The following is an 18832-nucleotide window of genomic DNA, read 5'->3' on the forward strand; positions in this document are numbered from 1 at the left end:
CGGCTGGGGCGGCTGGCTGGAAGGCATCATCCCCGGCATGCTCGGCGCAGGCCACGGCAGCGCACTGATCGTCTTCGCCCTACCAGACTGACCGGGAACTAGCGCCGTTCGCGGCGTGAAGCCGGGAGACCTCCGGTCGGGTGCGAGCGCACGACGCGCCACCACCCGACCGGAGGTCTCCGTCCTAGCCATGACTCCTGCCTCGCGGACCTCGCGTTGATGGCGAAGGCGTTGATCACCCGGTTACTGCGCCTCGTTCATCGGACGGGGTCCGCGGTGGCCGGCCGGGATCGCTGCCACGCGGTTCTGGTCCGACCACCGAAAACCGAGGAACACCAACGGAAACACCGTTGAAGACTCCGGGTATCACCACTCGGACAGGGCCGGACGAGCGAGTGGATTCCGGAACAATGCTACGGGAGGATGCATTGGGGTCGACGCGACGTGTTGTCGGGATCAAAGGGGACCGGCAGGTCCTGTTCGACATCGCCGAGGTGATCGTGGCCGAGGCCGTCGGAAGGGCCGTGTGGCTGAGGACGGACCTCGGGCGGTTCCGGTGCGCGACAGATGGAATAGACAACATCGACGACAAGTACGCGGCCTGCGGATTCGTGCGAGTTCACCGAAGCTACCTCGTGAACTTGAACCGCGTACGGGAGGTGTCGCGGAAGGATGGAGGAGAGCTCGAACTCACCGTCGAGAACTACCGCGAGATAGTTCCGGTGTCTCGTCGACGGGCGAAGTTCGTCACGGAAGCGCTGGGCCTGTGAGCATCATCGATGCGCGCACTTGCGGCCGGACTCGTCCGGCCCGCCACGCGAGTGCGCGCAATCCTTCACGCTCAGAACCGTTTTCGACCCCCGCCGGGCGACATGGCTCGGATCGAGTCGTCCTCTCCGGGAGTCCCTCGGCAAGAAGGATTCTCAATGCGGCGGGGGAGAGGCCGTCGCCTCCTTGGCCTTCTCCAGGACCTGCAGAGCCGTGGCATGTGCGATGTCGGCGACCGCGGGGTCCCGCTCGAGCAGGGCCGTCGTGGTCGCCCCCTCCATCAGCTGCGCGATCTGGCCTGCGACGAAGTCCGCGTTGGACAACTCGCATTCCTCCACGAGTTTCACCACCCACGCCCGCATGGCGTCCTTGTGCTCGCGAACCGCTTTTCGCACCGGCGGTGAGGTGTCCGCGAGCTCGACGGTCGCGTTGACGAAGGCGCAGCCTCGAAAAGAGGGCGATGCGAACCACTCTCGAAGGGAATCGAAGACCGAGAGCAATCGCTCCTTGGGCGATGATGACCAGTCGACTTCTCCGCTCAAGCGCGCTCGATGGCAATCATCGAGATGATGCAGGCAAGCGACGATGAGGTCCGTCTTGGTCGGGAAATGCTTGTACAGCGTCATCTTGGCCACGCCGATCTCGCTGACGAGCGTGTCCACCCCCAGTCCGGTGCCGCGCTCGTACATCATCCGCGAGGCTTCCTTGATGATGAGCTCTCGTTTGTTCTCAGCGTGCTCCGTTGGTGACACAGACGCACTCCTGATCGGAGTAAGGAATTGTTGATCCTGATGATCCAGGTCAGGATAGCCGCGTGGTCAGGATTGTGCAACGGGTTCGCGGCGCGAATGGTGGTGTGTAGGGATTTTCGTTCCCGAATTGAACAGGAGAGGTGCCGCGAACGTCTGCGATCGGTGTTTGCGGTGCGATCCCGGAATGGATCCACCCGGGCGGATGTGGGGACCGTTCGTGCCGCAGGGATGTCGTTTCGTGCCGAATATGTTGACTAGACGTACAGATCCGTGCAGCCTGACTACTCGGTACGCGTCCTAGATGTGGATGAGAACCGCAGGGCTGAGGAAGGGCGGCGCGGAACAATCGGCCTGGCCCCCGAGGCAGCCACCGCTTGGACATCGAGGCGATGGCCGGCTGCACCAGGAGCCGGTCGCAACGACCCTTGCTCGAGCATTGAGCAGTCAGCAATTCTGAACCGGCCGCCCGGTTTGAAATACCGCGCGCTAGGAGGCGTAAAGAAAATGTCGACCTTGACTGAAATCGCCAACACGCTTGTTTCGAATGGGCGGGGCGTGCTCGCGGCCGATGAGAGCATCGGAACGATGTCTTCCCGCTTGGAAGGCGTCGGAGTGAAGGCCACTGACGAGAACCGGCGCGCTTATCGTGAATTGATCGTCACCACTCCTGACCTGGTCGACTCGATCAGCGGAATCATCCTGGCCGATGACACCATGCGCCAGAAGCTGTCGGATGGACGGAGCTTTCCCGATGCGCTGGCGGAGATGGGGATTCTCGCGGGGATCAAGGTCGACACCGGGGCCAAGCCGCTGGCCGGGGCCCCGGGCGAGAAGGTCACCGAAGGCCTTGACGGATTGCGCGAGCGTGTCGCCGAGTACGTGAGTCTCGGGGCGAGTTTCGCCAAGTGGCGCGCGGTGATCACGATCAGCGAGGGGCAACCCACCGAGCGGGCGGTGCGCGCGAACGTGCACGCGCTGGCGCGGTACGCCGGTCTCTGCCAAGAAGGGGGACTGGTGCCCATCGTGGAACCGGAGGTGCTGATGGACGGCGACCACTCGCTGGCGCAGTGCCAACAGGTGACGAGGGCGGTGCTCCGGACCTTGTTCGACGAGCTCGATCTGATGCAGGTGAAGCTCGACGGCATGGTCCTCAAGCCCAACATGGTGGTGGCGGGGAAGGACTGCCTGGAACGGCCAGGAGTCGAGGAGGTCGCGCAGACCACGGTGGACACCCTGCGCGACACGGTGCCACCGTCCGTCCCGGGCATCGCTTTCCTCTCGGGTGGCCAAAGCCCGGAGACGGCGACCCGTCACCTCGGGTCCATGCAGAACTGCGGCGAGTTGCCCTGGGAGCTCACCTATTCCTTCGGGCGAGCGCTGGTCGGGCCGGCCCTGGAGACGTGGCGGGGCGAGGACGGCAAGTGGAAGGACGCCCAGCGGGCGCTGTCCGTGCGCGCCGTCGCCAACGCCGCAGCGCGCTGAGAGCGGAGGCCGCGCGCGGGCGCGGCAACAACCGGCCTGGGGTGCGGGACCCCCGGGGCGAGTCGAAGAACGCTCTCAGCGAATGGAAAAGCCGATCGGACCGGCGCAACTGCCGGTCCGATCGGCGCCTCGGCATGACGCGTGAAAGGGGTGCCGTGGATGAGCCTCCAGCCAGAAGCCGCGGCGATGAGCCGCGCTCGCGCGCTGTTGGCGCGATACCCGGTCGCCGACGGTCACAACGACCTGCCGTGGGCGCTGCGCGAACAGGTCCGCTACGACCTCGACCGCCGCGACATCGCCGCGGACCAGTCGGGGACTCTGCACACCGACCTCCGTCGTCTGCGGGCCGGCGGTGTCGGCGCGCAGTTCTGGTCGGTGTACGTGCGCTCGTCGCTGCGAGGTGACAGCGCGGTCAGCGCGACGCTCGAGCAGATCGACTGCGTGCGCTCCCTCATCGCCCGCTACCCGCAGGCCCTGCGAGCGGCGTTCACGGCGGAGGAGGTGGAGTCCGCTCGGGAGCGCGGTGTGATCGCCTCCTTGATGGGCGCCGAGGGAGGCCATTCCATCGCATGTTCGCTGGCGACGCTGCGTGCCCTGCACGCGCTGGGCGTTCGGTACATGACCCTGACGCACAACGACAACGTCCCGTGGGCGGACTCGGCGACGGACGAGCCCGCCGCGGGCGGGCTGACGCGGTTCGGTGAGGAGGTCGTCCGGGAGATGAACCGGCTGGGGATGCTGGTCGACCTCTCCCACACCTCCGCGGACACGATGCGCGACGCTCTGCGCGCGAGCAGGTCGCCGGTGTTGTTCTCGCACTCGTCGGCACGGGCGGTGTGCGACCACCCGCGCAACGTGCCCGACGACGTGCTCGCCGCGCTGCCCGCCAACGGAGGCGTGGCGATGGTGACCTTCGTCCCGGAGTTCCTGCTGCCCGAGGTGGGGGAGTGGAACCGGGCGCTCAGAGCCCACATGCAGGACCGCGGACTGCACCACGGTGACAGGACGCCCGAGGCGGTGGCAGTGCGAAGCGAGTTCGAGGCGACTCACCCCCGTCCGCGCGCCACAGTCCCCGTCGTCGCCGATCACCTGGACCACATGCGCGCGCTCGCCGGCGTCGACCACATCGGCATCGGCGGCGATTTCGACGGGACCACCTCCACCACTTCGGGGCTCGACGACGTCGCCGGCTATCCGCGCCTGATCGCCGAACTCATGGACCGGGGCTGGTCCGATCCCGATCTCGCGAAGCTGACCTGGTCGAACGCGGTGCGGGTCCTCCGCGACGCGCAGCACACCGCCTCCGAACTCAGCCGCGTGGAACCCCCGTCCAACGCCACGATCACCGAGCTCGACGACGCCGCACGACCCCCGGACTGAGGTGTGCGACGCAGGCGTGCACCTAACCGGCGACCTTGATCTTGGTATTCCACGATTTGGGCTGGGCGCTCGCGCGTTCTCCCGGGCCGCGTAGCCGGGCGTGCGCTGTGTTGACGGCCTTGTCGTTGGCAAGTGGTGTTGGTCTTCGGTGCCTCAGTGGCGGCTGACGCTGATGATCGTGGTGCCGGTTGTTGGCACCGCAGTGGGTGCTGTGGTCGGCGCAAGCGTCGGTATTTTCCCATCCGGTGTGACCGACTCGATCTGGCAGAACGGAATCGGCGAGGTCGGTGGAGCCATCGAAGACGGCGCTGACGCCGTCGGGGATACAGCGGGCGCAATTGGAGGAGCTGGGGAGCATGCCTGGAATGCCGTCTTCTAATCCCCTGGGCACGCCAGCGGAATGGCCGGTCGAGAGCAGGGGAAGGTTCGTCCTGGCATTCGGTGCCCTCGTGGCGCTCGGGGCCCTGAGCGTGGGTGTGGGGCTGGTCGCCGTCGGTACCGGTTTCGCAGGCGCGGCCAAGTACGCATTGTCGATCGCAGCGCTGTTCTGGTTCACGGCTGCGTTCGGATTTGTGACGCGACTCCGGCCGCAGAACCGAATCGCAGATGTCGGTACCACGACGATCGACGACCAGCGTGCGACGGTGATCAGCTATTCGGGCGCGCAGTTCGTCCTGATCAACCTCCTGGTGGCGTGTCTGTTCCTTTGTTCGGTGTTCGCCGCTTGGGACTACGGCAACGTCGGTGATGGTGCGTTCGCTCCGGGCATTCCGATGTTCCTTGCCTTTGCTGCTGCGGTGTTCTTCGCCAGCTACTTCGTGCTCCTAGCGCTCGGTCGGATCCGCCGAGGTCGCATCGTCCTCGCTCCAGATGGAATCCACCAGGAAGGCAGAGCCTTCGGGTCCTTTCTCCCGTGGGATTCGTTCGCTGGAGTCAAGCCGAGTTACAACGGCACTCGAGAGGTGCTCGTCATCGCCTACAGCAATGCCCCTTGGCGGAAGCGACAACTCGCAGGGCCGTGGCGGCTCGACAAGCTTCCGCCGGTGCCCATGATCGAGATCAACACGATCCACCTGGCCGTGGATCCCACGCTCGTCTACCACCTGCTCCGCTTCTACACTAAAAACCAGAGCGCGCGGGAGGAACTCGGGACAGAAGCCGTGCTTCGCCGCATCCGAGAGCACTCCTTCTGAACGCCTAGTGCCCAAGGCTCGTAGCCACACGCTCTCTTCTGTTCAGACTCGATGGCTCGATCTTGATCAGGTCTTGACGGAAGGGCTTTCATGTTGATCGAGCACGAAGATCGTGACGAAACAATGCTCCTGGCCAGCCATACGGCCTACCGTGTTCACCGGATTCGCGGTCGTGAGTGGGGAAACCCGGCGGCCATGCTGCTGTGGTGACCGCGATTGAGCGTCGTCAGGATCCGACCTCGCTGTTGCTCAAGCGCATGTCGGAGCAGGAATGTGCCCGATTCCGGAACCGCAACCTCCGCCAGCCCGGCACTGATCGCCGGGTTCATGAGGTGGAGCTTCGAGACTGGGTTGGCGGGCTGAAGCTCCCAGCGCCGGCGTGCCACCAGCCGCTGGACGGATCTGGCTTAGCCGGAAGACGCGAGCCCGTCACTTTGCCGGTCGACTGCGCCAAGTGCCTCTCGCGCAATCCCGACCCGTTCACGCCGCTGACGGTGGTCGACGGCGGACAACTCACCCTCGACCTGCGCTCGGAGGAATCCGATCATTCGTAGGGCCGAATGCGACGTTCGGGTGGTCCCTCTGCATTAGCCGGACGCTCTGAGAGCCGCGTAAGAAGATCGGGTTGCCAAGCGACTCGATGGAGGAAGTTCTTTGCCCGGCAATCCAAATCAACCCCGTGATGCGCAGGGAAAATGGAGGAAGACGGCAGCGGGCGGCGTAGTTGGAACAACGTTGCTGGCTGGACTGATGGCCTCCGGCGGAGGTGGCGGCACCGCGGGGTCTGCCGGTACGACGCTCGATAGCGCTGCCGGCCAGCGCGTGACCCAGGTGAAGTCGACCAGGAACAGCCGTAATGCCGCGAAGAAGGGGAACGAACGCGAGGCCTGGGATCGAATGGCGCTCCGGAAGATCAGGAACGAGATCCAGCACGGCGACCTTCACTGCGCCGCGCAGTCGTACGGCGAGGTGCAGGAGTTCTTCCTGCGTCATCCGTGCAAGAGGCTCCAGCAGAGGCTCTTCCCGTTAGCCGACGACCAGGGCAACGTCATCGCCGTCTCGATCATGTGGGTGACGATGCCATCGAGAGCTGACGCCACCAAGTTGAAGCGAGTCGAGGACACCTACGGCACGGGTGACGTGACCCCTGTCGGCACCCAACTCCTCGGGCTCGGGGACGTCCGCTTCACCGGCCGGTACTACGCGTCACGCCGCACCGGGTCCCAACTGGTCATCACCGAAACCGAGCCGCTGCACGGTCAACCATCGGATAGCGTTCTCAACGACGTGGCCTCGATCGCCAACCTGCTACCAGCGCCATGAGTTGAGGACGGTTCCCCGAACCCCGGATTCGTTGCCCCTGCCAGCTGGGGCAACAAAACCAAGACGACGAACAAGGGCAACTAGAGTTTGTGGGGGAGCAGCGTCGGCGGATGGTTTAATCTGGAACCACTTCTCCGGAGTTCGACCAGCCATGCGATAGGTTCATGCACGTCTTTGCATGCGTTTGATCGCCTTCTCAGGTATTCCTACTTCCATGAGACCTCTCCAGAGGTCGCAGCTCGGTCATGGGTGGTGAGTTTCCCGCTCGCGAGTTCGTCGTGGGTGAGATCTTCGAATGCGATGGCCGCAGCACTGCCGACGACCTTGATCTCGTGGGGCGCGGGCGTACTCGACCTGGCGATCGGTGACGATCAGTGGCAGACCAAGGGCGCTGATCCCGCAGGATCGCGGCCGGGTGTTGACCCGCTGTCGGCGCATTGTCGGCGGACATCCGAAGCGGGCCGTACACGGCCGTGCTGGCGCAGGGGGCGCTATCGAGCCGAAAGCTCTGGTCACGACCTGGGCGAATGCAGGGTGACGAGTGGTGCCCCCGGTGCGATTCGAACGCACACTGGACGGATTTTGAGTCCGCTGCCTCTGCCGTTGGGCTACGGGGGCTGGTCTTGTCGTCAGCATACGTGACGGCCGATCAGGGTCTTCCGGGAGGGTGTCCGGTGGGTTACTCCTGGTCAGGGTGTTGTTGCGGTGACCGGGTGATCGCTTTCCGCGGGGGCTGGTGGTGGTGATCATGGCGGTTTAGGTTCGCTGGGTCGTGCAGTGTGTGGTGGGTCGAACGCGCGGAGGCCGTGTTGGTCGATGAGGGAACTCGGGTGGAGCCGACGCCCGCTGGGTTGCGGCGGAGTCTGAAGAACCGGCACCTGCAGATGATCGCGCTCGGCGGGATCATCGGGGCCAGCTTGTTCATCGGCAGCGGGGCGGTGATCTCGACCGTCGGGCCGGCGGCCGTGCTGTCCTACGCGATCGGCGGGCTCATCGTCGTGCTCGTCATGCGGATGCTCGGTGAGATGGCCACCGCGGCGCCCACGTTGGGCTCCTTCATGGAGTACGCGCGGACGTCGCTGGGGGAGTGGGCGGGGTTCACGCTCGGCTGGCTGTACTGGTACTACTGGGTCGGCGTGGTCGCGTTCGAGGCCGTCGCCGGGGCTGAGCTGATCAACCCGCTGATCCCGATGGTGCCCCAGTGGGTCATCTCGCTCGTGCTGATGATGGTGCTGACCGGGACGAACCTGGTGTCGGTGCGCTCGTTCGGCGAGACCGAGTTCTGGCTGGCCTCCATCAAGGTCATCACCATCGTGATCTTCCTGGTGTGCGGGACCGTGTTCGTCTTCGGGCTCTGGCCCGGGGCCGAGATGTCGGTCGGCAACATCGGCAAGGACGGGTTCTTCGCCAACGGCGGCTTCTCCGTGCTGCACGGCGTGGTGATCGTGATCTTCTCCTACTTCGGGACCGAGATCGTCACCATCGTCTCCGCCGAGTCCGACGAGCCGGAGCGCTCGGTGGCCAAGGCGACCAAGGCCGTGGTGTGGCGGGTGCTGCTGTTCTACGTGGGCTCGGTGACGCTGCTGGTGATGATCACGCCGTGGGACCAGATCCCCACCGAAGGCAGCCCGTACGCGGCGGCGTTCAGCCGGTTCGGGCTCCCCGCGGCTGAAGTGGTCGTCGACGTCGTGGTGTTCACCGCGGTGGTCTCCGTGCTCAACTCCGGTCTCTACACGGCTTCCCGCATGCTTTTCGCGTTGCAGCAGCGCTCGTTCGCTCCCGGGTGGGTGCGCGATCTCAACGGTCGTGGTGTGCCGTGGAAGGCGATCCTGCTGTCCACACTGGTCGGTTACGTCGCTGTTGCGGCGAGTTACGTCGCTCCGGACACGATCTTCTACTTCATCATCAACAGCGCTGGCGCCGTGGCGCTGTTCATCTACGCCATGATCGCGCTCTCGCAGCTGCGGATGCGGCGTCGCCTGGAGCGCGAGGCGCCCGAGTCGCTGAAGCTGAAGATGTGGTTCTTCCCCTACCTGACCTGGATCACCCTCGCGCTGATCGGCACCGTGATCGCCGCCATGGTCTTCGTGCCGGACATCCGGTCGCAGCTCGTGCTGAGCCTGGTCAGCGTCGCCGCGATCCTGTTGATCTACCTGGTGTTCGTGCGGAGGAAACCTTCGAAAGCGTGAGCGCCCACGATGTCGCAATGGTCACGCCGCCTATTAACCTCGGCGTGAAGTCACTACCGGTAAGCTGCGGTTTCCGATGCAAACCGCATTGGCGGACCCCGAGTTCTACTGGAGGATCCCGGTGACGACGCCGGCTGCCGAGGACACACGCGAGGCCAAGCCCGTCGAACGTCGCGTACTCGTGGCCGAGGACGAGGCGTTGATCAGGCTTGACCTCGTGGAGATGCTCCGCGAGGAGGGCTACCAGGTCGTCGGCGAGGCTGGTGACGGACAGGAAGCCGTTCGGCTCGCCGAGGAACTTCGACCCGATCTGGTGATCCTGGACATCAAGATGCCGAAGATGGACGGCATCGAGGCCGCTTCCAACATCGCTGGGGACCGGATCGCGCCGGTGGTCATCCTGACCGCCTTCAGCCAGCGCGATCTGGTGGAGCGGGCGCGCGACGCCGGGGCCATGGCCTACCTGGTCAAGCCCTTCGCCAAGCGCGACCTGGTGCCGGCCATCGAGCTGGCGGTGTCCCGGTTCACCGAGGTGCAGGCCCTGGAAGCCGAGGTCAACGACCTCACCGAACGCCTCGAGGCGCGCAAGACCATCGAGCGGGCCAAGGGCCTGCTGATGAGCAAGCACAACCTCTCCGAACCCGAGTCCTTCCGCTGGCTGCAGCGAACCGCGATGGATCGCCGCACCACGATGAAGGCGGTCGCGCAGGCGGTTCTCGAGAACCTGTCGTAGGCGAGTTCTCCGCAGCCGTTCTGCGTGGCGGTTGGTCGACGACAAGAGGCGGGGTGCCCCCGGGCGCCCCGCCTCTTTCGCGTCCTGATCACTTCGGCGGCTGGTCGCGCAGGATGCAGGTGAGCCGCGCCGAGCAGGTGCGACGGCCCTTCTCGTCGGTGATCTCGATGTCGTAGGTCGCGGTCGAGCGGCCGCGGTGCAGCGGGCTGGCCACCGCGGTCACCTGGCCCTCCGTGACGGCCCGGTGGTGCGTGCAGGTCAGCTCCAGGCCGACCGCGATGCGGCCCTCGCCGGCTCCCAGCGCCGCGGCGATGGAGCCCGCCTGCTCGGCGAGCACCGCGTTCGCGCCGCCGTGCAGCAGGCCGTAGGGCTGGCGGTTGCCGGCCACGGGCATCGTCGCGACCACCCGATCGGGGCTGTATTCGACGATCTCGATGCCCATCCGGGCGCTGAGCTGTTCGTCGGTGGCGCTCAGCAGCGCCTCCAGGTCGGCGTCGCCGCTGGTCACGGCCTCACCGTTGTCGGTAGCGGGCACTGCTGGTCCTCCCCGTCGCCTGCGGTACTGGCTGTCAGAGCTTCAGCCTAAACTCGCGGCCGTGACGCATTCCGAGGACCGACGCCTGCTGTTGATCGATGGCCACTCGATGGCCTACCGCGCCTTCTACGCCCTGCCGAAGGAGAACTTCCAAACCGGCACCGGGCAGCACACCAACGCGGTGTACGGGTTCACCTCGATGCTGATCAACCTGTTGCGCGACGAGCAGCCCACCCACCTCGCGGTCGCCTTCGACGTCTCCCGCAAGACCTTCCGCAGCGAGACCTTCACCGAGTACAAGGCCAACCGCAGCGCCAGCCCGGACGAGTTCAAGGGCCAGGTCAGCCTCATCCAGGACATCCTCGGCGCGCTGAACATCCCGGTGCTGAGCAAGGACAACTACGAGGCCGACGACGTCATCGCCACGCTGACCACCCAGGCCACCGGCGGTGGCTTCAAGGTCGCGATCTGCACCGGCGACCGCGACGCGCTCCAGCTCGTCACCGACGACGTCACGGTGCTGTACCCGACCAAGGGCGTGTCCGAGCTGACCCGGTTCACCCCGGACGCCGTCGAGGCCAAGTACGGCCTCACCCCGGAGCAGTACCCCGACTTCGCGGCGCTGCGCGGCGACCCGTCGGACAACCTGCCCAAGATCCCGGGGGTGGGGGAGAAGACCGTCACCAAGTGGATACAGCAGTTCGGCTCGCTCGCCGGTCTCGTGGACCGGGTCGACGAGGTCAAGGGCAAGGCGGGCGACAACCTGCGCGAGCACCTGTCGTCGGTGCTGCTCAACCGGCAGCTCACCGAGCTCGTGCGCGACGTCGAGCTCGATGCCGTGCCGGACGAGCTGGAGGTGCGCGCGTGGGATCGCGACGCCGTGCACCGGCTGTTCGACGACCTGGAGTTCCGGGTGCTGCGCGACCGGCTGTTCGCCACGCTGGCAAGCGCCGAACCCGAGGTCGAAGAGGGCTTCGAGATCACCGGCGGTGTCATCGAGCCTGGCGCGCTCGCCGCGTGGCTCGACCAGCACGCGCGCGGCGGCAACCGCGTCGGCCTGTCCTGCACCGGCACCTGGGCGCGCGGCCACGGCGACCTGGCGGGCATCGCGCTGGCCACCTCCGACGGAGCAGGTGCGTTCGTCGACGTCACCTCGCTGACCAGCGAGGACGAGAAGGCGCTCGCGTCCTGGCTGGCCGATGCCGACGCGCCCAAGGCCGCCCACGACGTCAAGGGCCCGCTGCACGCCATCCGCGACCGCGGCTGGACCATCGCCGGTCTCACCAGCGACACCGCCCTGGCCGCCTACCTGGTGCGTCCCGGCCAGCGCTCCTTCGAACTGCCCGACCTGGTCGTGCGCTACCTGCAGCGAGAGCTGCGCGCCGACAGCGGCGCGGACGACGGCCAGCTGTCGCTGCTGGAGGACGAGTCGGAGAGCCAGGAGAAGGCCGCCGCGGGTGAACTGCTGCGGGCCCGCGCGGTCGCCGAACTCGCCGACGCGCTGGACACCGAGCTCGCCGGCATCGACAGCACCAAGCTGCTCACCGACCTCGAACTGCCGTTGCTGCTGGTCCTCTCCGAGCTCGAAGGCGCCGGAATCGCCGTGGACGCCGAGCAGCTGGCCGAACTGGGCGCGCGCTTCGCCGCGCGCGTCAAGCAGGCCGCGCAGGACGCGTACGCGGTCATCGGCAAGGAGATCAACCTCGGCTCGCCGAAGCAGCTGCAGGTGGTCCTCTTCGACGAGCTCAACATGCCGAAGACCAAGCGCACCAAGACCGGCTACACCACCGATGCCGAGGCGCTGCAGACCCTGTTCGAGAAGACCGAGCACCCGTTCCTGCAGCACATGCTGGAACACCGCGACGCCACCCGGCTCAAGACCACAGTGGAGGGTCTGGCCAAGTCCATTTCGGACGACGGGCGCATCCACACCACCTTCAACCAGACGATCGCCGCCACCGGCCGGCTGTCGTCGACCGAGCCGAACCTGCAGAACATCCCGATCCGCACCGAAGAGGGCCGCCGGATCCGCGAGGTGTTCGTCGTCGGTGGCGACTACGCCGAGCTGATGACCGCCGACTACAGCCAGATCGAGATGCGCATCATGGCGCACCTCTCCGGCGACGAAGGGCTCATCGAAGCGTTCAACACCGGCGAGGACCTGCACAACTACGTCGCCTCGCAGGCGTTCGACGTGCCGATCGGCGAGGTCGACCAGGAGCTGCGCCGACGGGTCAAGGCCATGTCCTACGGCCTGGCCTACGGGCTGTCGGCCTACGGCCTGGCGCAGCAGCTGCGCATCTCCGCCGAGGACGCCAAGGCGCAGATGGACGCCTACTTCGCCCGCTTCGGCCGGGTCCGCGACTACCTGCGCGAGGTCGTCGACCAGGCCCGCAAGGACGGCTACACCTCCACCATCATGGGGCGCCGCCGCTACCTGCCCGACCTGCTCAGCGACAACCGGCAGCGCCGCGAGATGGCCGAGCGGATGGCGCTCAACGCCCCGATCCAGGGCAGCGCCGCCGACATCATCAAAGTCGCCATGCTCGGCGTGCACGGGGCCATCAAGGCCGAGGGCCTGCGCTCGCGGACCCTGCTGCAGGTGCACGACGAACTGATCATCGAGGTCGCCGACGGCGAGCGGGACGTGGTGGAGAAGCTGGTGCGGGAGCAGATGGGCTCGGCGTTCCCGCTGGACGTGCCGCTGGAGGTCTCGGTCGGATCGGGTCGCTCCTGGGACTCCGCCGCGCACTGAGCCGCGAGGGGATCTCGACTCGATCACGGAACCACCATTTCGGGGATGTGCTCGGGCGTGATGTTGTGCAATGGCGAACATCACCGCTGGTGGGGCCCTAATGCGGGTACCGAACACCGGTGCGGATAGCCTGCGGTACACGCTCCGGCCGGGCTCGGCCGCTGCGGCGTTGTGGCCGGCGGGGCGTCACCAGGGCGCGGGCAGGGCCCCAAGAGCTGACCGCGCCGACCCCGAGGAGGAGCATGATCAGCATCGACCGAGTCGACCACCTGGTCCTCACCGTCGCCGATGTGGATCGGGCGGTCGAGTTCTACCAGGGAGTGCTCGGCATGGAGCCGGTGGAGTTCCCCGGTGAGCGGCGTGCGGTTCGCTTCGGCGACCAGACCATCAAGCTGCACGCGGCTGCCGAGCTGGTCGAACCGACCGCGACCCACCCGGTCCCCGGCTCCGCGAACCTGTGCTTCGTCACCAGCCAAGCGCTGGCCGACATCCAGGATCACCTGCGCAACAACGAGGTCCGCATCGAGGAGGGCCCGGTCGGCCGCATCGGCTCCCGAGGCCCCATCACCTCGCTCTACCTGCGAGACCCCGACGGAAACCTGATCGAGATCGCCCGCTACGACGACTAAGATTTTTTCGGTGGTCGCTTTGCGTGGCGGTGCGGAAAGCGGAACCTGACACGCCTTCTGGACTCCGTGCGCCACTCCTGATGTATGCCAATACACGGCGTCGCGGCGTACTCGCCAGAAGACGTGTCAGAGTTTCCCAGAGGGGAAGGCACAGCGGTGCCAGCTGAGTCCCACACCTGAGACAGCTCCGTTGCGTTGAATACACCGCTTCCAACCCTGTTTAACGCGAATGCGGGCCTCCGGACAGATCCGGAGGCCCGCATTCGCGTTGGTCAGAGCGAGAGCTCGGGTTTGAGGCGGCTGGGTGTCCAGACGCGTTGGCGCCAGGCCGCGATCGTGGTCAGCAGCAGGGACGCCACCAGGTAGCAGAGCAGGACCGCCACGGCTTGGCCGACCGAGCCCTCCGTGCCGCCGTAGATGAGGTGGCGCAGGCCCGTCACCACGTAGCCCAGCGGCAGGACCTGGTGCAGCGGGTGCAGGGGTTCCGGGATCGTCTGCCACGGGAACGTGCCGCCCGCCGTGACCAGCTGCAGCACCAGGACCACCAGGGCGATGAACTTGCCCTTCGGGCCGAACGCCGCGTTCAGCGAGTGCACCACCGCGGTGAACGCGAACGAGGTCAGGATCAGGAAGCCGAGCGTCCGCCACTGGTGCGCGGGGTGCACTCCGATGGCGAACACGACCACGGAGAACAGCAGCACCGCCTGCACGAATCCGATCAGCGCGGCCGGCAGCCAGCCGCCCAGCGCGACGCGCCACGGCGCGACTCCGGCCGCCAGCGCCCGGTTGGAGATCGGCCGCATCAGCAGGAAGAGCACGAACCCGCCGACCCACAGCGCCAGGCCCATGAAGTACGGAGCCAGCCCGGCGCCGTAGGTGTCGGCCTTGACCTGCGCCTGGGTGTCCACGGCGACCGGGTCGCCGATGGTGTCGGCGGTGGCCTGCCGGGTCTTGTCGTCGGGGTTGGGGATATCGCCCGCCCCCTTGCCGAGCTCGGTGGCCAGCGTGTTGGAACCGTCGACGAGCTGGCCGGAGCCGTCGTGGAGCTGCCGGGTGCCGCCGGCGAGCTGGTCGGCGCCGTCGGCGAGCCTGCTGGTGCCCGACAGGGCCTGCTGCTCGCCGTCGCGCAGCTGCACGGCTCCGTCGTCGACCTGCCCGGCGCCGCTGGTGAGCTGCTGGATGCCGCTGGTCAGCTGCGGGGTGGCGTTGGCCAGCGCCCGGTTGCCGTCGGCGACCTGGCGGGCTCCGTCGGCGAGCGTGTTGAGCTGCCCGACCTGCGTTTGCAGCTTGGTGTTGGCGTCGGTGGCGGGACTGCCCAGATCGTCGAGACCGGCGACGATCTTCTGCACGGTGGCCTCGTCGACGCCGGCCTGGCGCAGCTGCGCGGCCGTCTCGGCCTTGGTCTGGTCCAGGTTGTCGACGATGCCCTGGGAGAGGTTGCCGACGACGTTGGCCTTCTGCGCGAGCTGCTCGTTGCCCTGGGCGACCTTCTCGGCGCCGTCGGCCAGCTTCGCGGTCTGGTCCGGCAGCTGCGCGGTCGAGGCCTGGAGCTGCTGCAGTCCGGTGTGCAGCTGGCCGGTTCCGTCGGCCAGCCGGTTGGCGCCCGAGGCGAGCTGCCGCTGCCCGCTGAGCAGCTGGTGCGCGCCGTCGGAGAGCTGCGTGCCGCCCTGCTCGGCCTGGCCGAGCCCGTCGCGCAGCTGCCCGGCGCCGTCGGCGAGCTCGCCCGCGCCGTTGGCGGCCTCGACGGTCTTGTCGTGCACCGTGGAGAAGCCCAGCAGGAACTGCTCGGCGGCGGTCGATCCCGCGTTGGACGCGACGCCCCTGCGGACCTCACCGGCGAGCTTGTCGGCGATGGTGCCCACCAGGTAGTTGTTCGCGTCGTTGGTGATCAGCTGCAGCTTGGCCTGCCGCGGCTCGAAGTCGGCGGGGGAGACCAGGGCGTTGGAGAAGTCCCGGGGGACCACCAGCGCGAAGGTGTAGTCGCCGTTGGCCACGCCGGCTTGGGCGTGCTGGAGATCGGTGCGGGTCCAGGAGAACGTGCCGGAGTCGAGGAGCTCGTCGTAGACGTCCTGGCCGGCGTTGAGCGGCTGGCCGTCCTCCTTCTCGGCGCCGGTGTCGTCGATGACGACCGCGGCGGGCACCGAGTCGAGCTTCCCGTAGGGATCCCAGTTGGCGTAGATGTACATGGCGCCGTAGAGCAGCGGCACCAAGGTGACCGCCAGCAGCGCGAGCTTGGGCAGCTTGCCCGAGGTGAGTCGTCGCAATTCCGTTGCGGCGAGCCGGAAAGTAGTCATCACGGACCTTCAGGTGTCAACCGGCCGAAGTGGACTTCTTCGGTGTCGTCCGCGCCGATGCGGACGGCGGGCGCTCCGAGCTTGTCGGCGGAGTGCGTGGAGCAGAGCACGACCACCGCCATGCCGCCTTCGGCGCGGGCGGTGGCCAGGGAGTACCAGAGCCGCGGGTCGTCGCCGTGGCGGTCGGGGCAGTCCAGCACCAGCGCGCGCGTGGTGCGGGACTCGCAGGCCAGGTCGATCAGCAGCCGCGTGCGCTGGTGCGCGGTGAGGTTCTCGAACCGGACGTCGCCGGGCAGTTCGCGTTCGGCCAGCCAGCCGCGCACCTTGCGGCGGGTCGAACCGCGCCGGGCCAGTGCCAGACCTTCGGCGGCCACGTCGCGGACCTGCAGGGAGTCGTCCGGTTCGGTGATCTGCGGGGCGTCGACGACGGCGACGGCGCGGCGCAGCCGGTCCGCGTCGGCCGAGCCGTCCAGCCGGATGCTCCCGCTGCTGGGCTTGAGCCGTCCGGACAGGGCCAGCGCGAGCGCTGTCTTGCCGGCCCCGGCTTCGCCGGTGACCAGCAGGGTCTGACCGTCGGCGACCCGGAGCGAAGTGGGGGCCAGCAGTGGCCCGTGCGCGCCGATGACCTCGACGCCGGTGGCGACGATCTCCAAGCCTTCTCCTCGATCCTGTAGGCCTGCGCGCAGGCCCCGGATCGGGGTCAGCGCAGTGCGGTGGCCGGGCGCACCTCCCACATCGTCCACAGTGGCCGGTATCCCTGGCGGGGCCAGAACACCGAGGACAGCGGGTTGGGCGGGTTGTAGTACAGGAAGCTGCCGATGGCGCCCCGGCGCACGAACTCGTTGTGCACCACCGACATCAGCTGCCTGCCGATGCCGGTCCCGCGCGCCTTCTCGTGCACCGACACGCAGTTGATGTACCCCCACGAGCCGGGGCGCAGCCGGTAAGCCCGCGGGGACTTGCCGGTGTCGATCCAGCCGCATTCCGCGACCGCGACGGGCGTGCCGTCCTGCTCCGCGAGCCAGACGGGATCGTCGGAGTGCAGGCGCACTCGGGCGGCGGTCCGCTTCAGCTGCGCGGCATCGGAGCGGTACGTGGCGGTTCCGACGAGGGCGGCGTACTCGAGCTCGGTGAGGGTGAGCTCGACGACGGCGTCCAGGTCGGCCGGTCCGGCGCGACGCACCTTTACGGTACCAGACAGTTCCGTATCTGCGACCGGGGTGGGTGATCGAATCGCGAGCACCGACAACGGCAGGAAACCGTGATCCAGCAGCGCTCGCGTGGCCTGCACGTCACGGCTCGGCCAGACCACCATCGCCGAGGAGTTCGGCCCCGGATCGTCCTGCTCGCCGAGCCATTCCCGGCACGCGCCCAGCAGCGAATCCATCCCCGCGCGCGGGTGCTCGCCGATGATCGGGAACAGCTCGAACGCCTCACCGGCCTGCCACAGCCCGCGCGCCGAGCCCTCCGGGTTCGAGGTGTGCGTGATCAACCCGGCCACCGCGTGCCCGTCGGAGGTCCGCGCCGCCACCGGCTCGGCGTCGGTCGGGACGAACTGGTCCTGCGGTAACTGCGGGTCCAGGGCGGCGAACCGCGCGAACTGGGCCTGCATCAAATCCTGCGCGGTCGCCACCGGGGCTCCTCACACCTAGGGCCCGCGCCTCCCGGGCGCGGGCGTGGACGTCGGCCGAGCGGTGAAGCCGCTCTTCTCCACCACCTGAGGTTCCGCTATCCGCACCGCCGAGCAAGCCGACCGCGGGACACCTCAGTCGAGCGTGCACACGAAGATCGCGGTCCCGGGGAACAGCCTCCCGCGAAGCGGGCTCCACTGCCCCCAGATCTGAGTGTGCCCCTCGGGCCACTCCGGTTCGATCAGATCGGTCAAGCGCATCCCGGCCCCCGACAGCGCCCGCACGAAGTCGCCCAGCGTGCGGTGGTGCTCGACGTAGGTGGCGCGGCCGTCGCCGTCGATCTCCAGGTAGGGGGTGCGGTCGAAGTAGGAGTTCGTCGCGGTCAGGCCCGTCGGCCCCGGGTCGTCCGGGAAGACCCACCGCATCGGGTGAGTGACGGCGAACACCCACTTGCCTCCCGGTCGCAGCACCCGGGCCACCTCGCGGAACACCGCGCCCACGTCGGCGACGAACGGCACCCCGCCGAACGCCGAGCAGGCGAGGTCGAAGCTGCCGGTGGCGAAGGGCAGCAGATCGGCGCTGGCCTGGACCAGCGGCACGTGCGTCCCGCTGCGCCGCGCGGCCTCGACCCCGTGCCGCAGCATCCCGGCGGAGATGTCCAGGCCCACGGCCTCGGCGCCCTGCCCGGCCAGCCAGCGCGCGCACGACGCCGCACCGCAGCCGACCTCCAGGACCCGCTTGCCGCGCACGTCCCCGAGCAGGCCCGCGTGCTCCTCGCGCAGACCCTCCGGACACCACACGAAGTCGTCGTCGCCGAGGAAGTCCCCGTGCTCGGCGTGGTAGTCGTCGGCGTCGGCGTCCCACCACAACCGGTTCGCCGAACGCGACTCCGCGGCGTCCACGCTGCGCTTGCGGACGCCGACGGTCCCCAGCAACTGCTCTGCCGAGCTATTCTGGGAGCTGGCGTTTTCCGGCTCGTCGGGATGTGTCAAGGATTCCCCCGGGTGAGGTGGTCAGGGCGTGGACGTGAAGAGATTGTGTCGCGCGTCCGAAGCCCGTCTGCCATCCAGGGGTACCGCGGTTTGCCCGGCGATCGAGAAAGCGCGTACGATACCGCCCGCGCCGTGGGTCTTTTTCTCGGCGGCTTCCGCGTCCCGGTTCAGACCGG

17 protein-coding genes and 1 tRNA gene are annotated in these 18832 nt (G+C 67.7%); 11 read left to right on the plus strand and 7 right to left on the minus strand.

Annotated elements, in window-relative coordinates:
* Nucleotides 1-428 precede the first annotated feature (428 nt).
* Complete coding sequence (locus tag AB0J78_RS24595) at nucleotides 429-770, plus strand: LytTR family DNA-binding domain-containing protein (protein ID WP_363792840.1); 342 nt, start codon at nucleotides 429-431, stop codon at nucleotides 768-770.
* A gap of 153 nt (nucleotides 771-923) precedes the next feature.
* Here AB0J78_RS24595 and AB0J78_RS24600 read toward each other — a convergent pair whose 3' ends face one another.
* The gene (locus tag AB0J78_RS24600) at nucleotides 924-1520 is read right to left on the minus strand and encodes a TetR/AcrR family transcriptional regulator (protein WP_363792841.1); all 597 of its coding nucleotides are present in this window, start codon (nucleotides 1518-1520) and stop codon (nucleotides 924-926) included.
* A gap of 504 nt (nucleotides 1521-2024) precedes the next feature.
* On the opposite strand from AB0J78_RS24600, the gene AB0J78_RS24605 reads away from it, so the two are divergent.
* The 6 genes from AB0J78_RS24605 (at nucleotide 2025) to AB0J78_RS24630 (ending at nucleotide 6898) form a co-directional block, all read left to right on the plus strand.
* The gene (locus AB0J78_RS24605; protein ID WP_363793211.1) at nucleotides 2025-3002 is read left to right on the plus strand and encodes a class I fructose-bisphosphate aldolase; all 978 of its coding nucleotides are present in this window, start codon (nucleotides 2025-2027) and stop codon (nucleotides 3000-3002) included.
* A gap of 159 nt (nucleotides 3003-3161) precedes the next feature.
* Nucleotides 3162-4382, plus strand: coding sequence for a dipeptidase (locus tag AB0J78_RS24610; RefSeq protein ID WP_363792843.1), 1221 nt, complete (start codon nucleotides 3162-3164; stop codon nucleotides 4380-4382).
* Nucleotides 4383-4530: 148 nt separating this feature from the next.
* A complete protein-coding gene (locus AB0J78_RS24615; RefSeq protein ID WP_363792845.1) occupies nucleotides 4531-4761 on the plus strand; it encodes a hypothetical protein in 231 nt (76 codons plus the stop codon).
* Nucleotides 4739-5575: a hypothetical protein gene (locus AB0J78_RS24620; RefSeq protein WP_363792846.1), complete on the plus strand. Its 837-nt coding sequence runs from the start codon at nucleotides 4739-4741 to the stop codon at nucleotides 5573-5575. Before AB0J78_RS24615 ends, AB0J78_RS24620 begins: the two co-directional genes overlap by 23 nt.
* A 206-nt stretch (nucleotides 5576-5781) precedes the next feature.
* A complete protein-coding gene (locus AB0J78_RS24625) occupies nucleotides 5782-6129 on the plus strand; it encodes a hypothetical protein (protein ID WP_363792848.1) in 348 nt (115 codons plus the stop codon).
* A 181-nt stretch (nucleotides 6130-6310) separates the two neighbouring features.
* Nucleotides 6311-6898 carry a hypothetical protein gene (locus AB0J78_RS24630; RefSeq protein WP_363792849.1) on the plus strand — a complete coding sequence of 196 codons (588 nt, stop codon included), beginning with the start codon at nucleotides 6311-6313 and terminating at the stop codon, nucleotides 6896-6898.
* Between the two features lie 542 nt (nucleotides 6899-7440).
* Here the strand turns inward: AB0J78_RS24630 and AB0J78_RS24635 are convergent.
* A tRNA-Leu gene (locus tag AB0J78_RS24635) sits at nucleotides 7441-7516 on the minus strand.
* A 266-nt stretch (nucleotides 7517-7782) separates the two neighbouring features.
* On the opposite strand from AB0J78_RS24635, the gene AB0J78_RS24640 reads away from it, so the two are divergent.
* Nucleotides 7783-9087, plus strand: coding sequence for an amino acid permease (locus AB0J78_RS24640; protein WP_363793213.1), 1305 nt, complete (start codon nucleotides 7783-7785; stop codon nucleotides 9085-9087).
* A 121-nt stretch (nucleotides 9088-9208) separates the two neighbouring features.
* Nucleotides 9209-9820 (plus strand): response regulator, encoded by a 612-nt coding sequence (locus tag AB0J78_RS24645; RefSeq protein WP_093416966.1) that lies wholly within the window; start codon nucleotides 9209-9211, stop codon nucleotides 9818-9820.
* An 88-nt stretch (nucleotides 9821-9908) separates the two neighbouring features.
* On the opposite strand, the gene AB0J78_RS24650 is transcribed toward AB0J78_RS24645, so the two are convergent.
* Nucleotides 9909-10328, minus strand: a complete 420-nt coding sequence (locus AB0J78_RS24650) for a hotdog fold thioesterase (RefSeq protein WP_363793216.1) — start codon at nucleotides 10326-10328, stop codon at nucleotides 9909-9911.
* A gap of 88 nt (nucleotides 10329-10416) precedes the next feature.
* Between AB0J78_RS24650 and polA the strand changes: the two genes are divergently transcribed.
* On the plus strand, nucleotides 10417-13110 hold the full coding sequence (polA, locus tag AB0J78_RS24655) for a DNA polymerase I (protein WP_363792851.1): 2694 nt from the start codon (nucleotides 10417-10419) through the stop codon (nucleotides 13108-13110).
* 242 nt (nucleotides 13111-13352) lie between these two features.
* Entirely contained in the window at nucleotides 13353-13739 is a 387-nt protein-coding gene (locus tag AB0J78_RS24660; protein ID WP_363792853.1) for a VOC family protein, read from the plus strand.
* Between the two features lie 272 nt (nucleotides 13740-14011).
* Here AB0J78_RS24660 and AB0J78_RS24665 read toward each other — a convergent pair whose 3' ends face one another.
* The 4 genes from AB0J78_RS24665 to AB0J78_RS24680 all read right to left on the minus strand — a co-directional run bounded on the left by AB0J78_RS24665 (nucleotide 14012) and on the right by AB0J78_RS24680 (nucleotide 18656).
* Nucleotides 14012-16033: a YhgE/Pip domain-containing protein gene (locus tag AB0J78_RS24665; RefSeq protein WP_363792855.1), complete on the minus strand. Its 2022-nt coding sequence runs from the start codon at nucleotides 16031-16033 to the stop codon at nucleotides 14012-14014.
* Nucleotides 16033-16686 carry an ATP-binding cassette domain-containing protein gene (locus tag AB0J78_RS24670; RefSeq protein ID WP_363792858.1) on the minus strand — a complete coding sequence of 218 codons (654 nt, stop codon included), beginning with the start codon at nucleotides 16684-16686 and terminating at the stop codon, nucleotides 16033-16035. Before AB0J78_RS24670 ends, AB0J78_RS24665 begins: the two co-directional genes overlap by 1 nt.
* 47 nt (nucleotides 16687-16733) lie before the next feature.
* Nucleotides 16734-17666, minus strand: a complete 933-nt coding sequence (locus AB0J78_RS24675) for a GNAT family N-acetyltransferase (protein ID WP_363792860.1) — start codon at nucleotides 17664-17666, stop codon at nucleotides 16734-16736.
* 132 nt (nucleotides 17667-17798) lie between these two features.
* Nucleotides 17799-18656 (minus strand): class I SAM-dependent methyltransferase, encoded by an 858-nt coding sequence (locus tag AB0J78_RS24680; RefSeq protein ID WP_363792862.1) that lies wholly within the window; start codon nucleotides 18654-18656, stop codon nucleotides 17799-17801.
* Nucleotides 18657-18832 lie beyond the last annotated feature (176 nt).

This window comes from Saccharopolyspora sp. NPDC049426 (genome assembly GCF_040676935.1).
Lineage (GTDB): Bacteria > Actinomycetota > Actinomycetes > Mycobacteriales > Pseudonocardiaceae > Saccharopolyspora.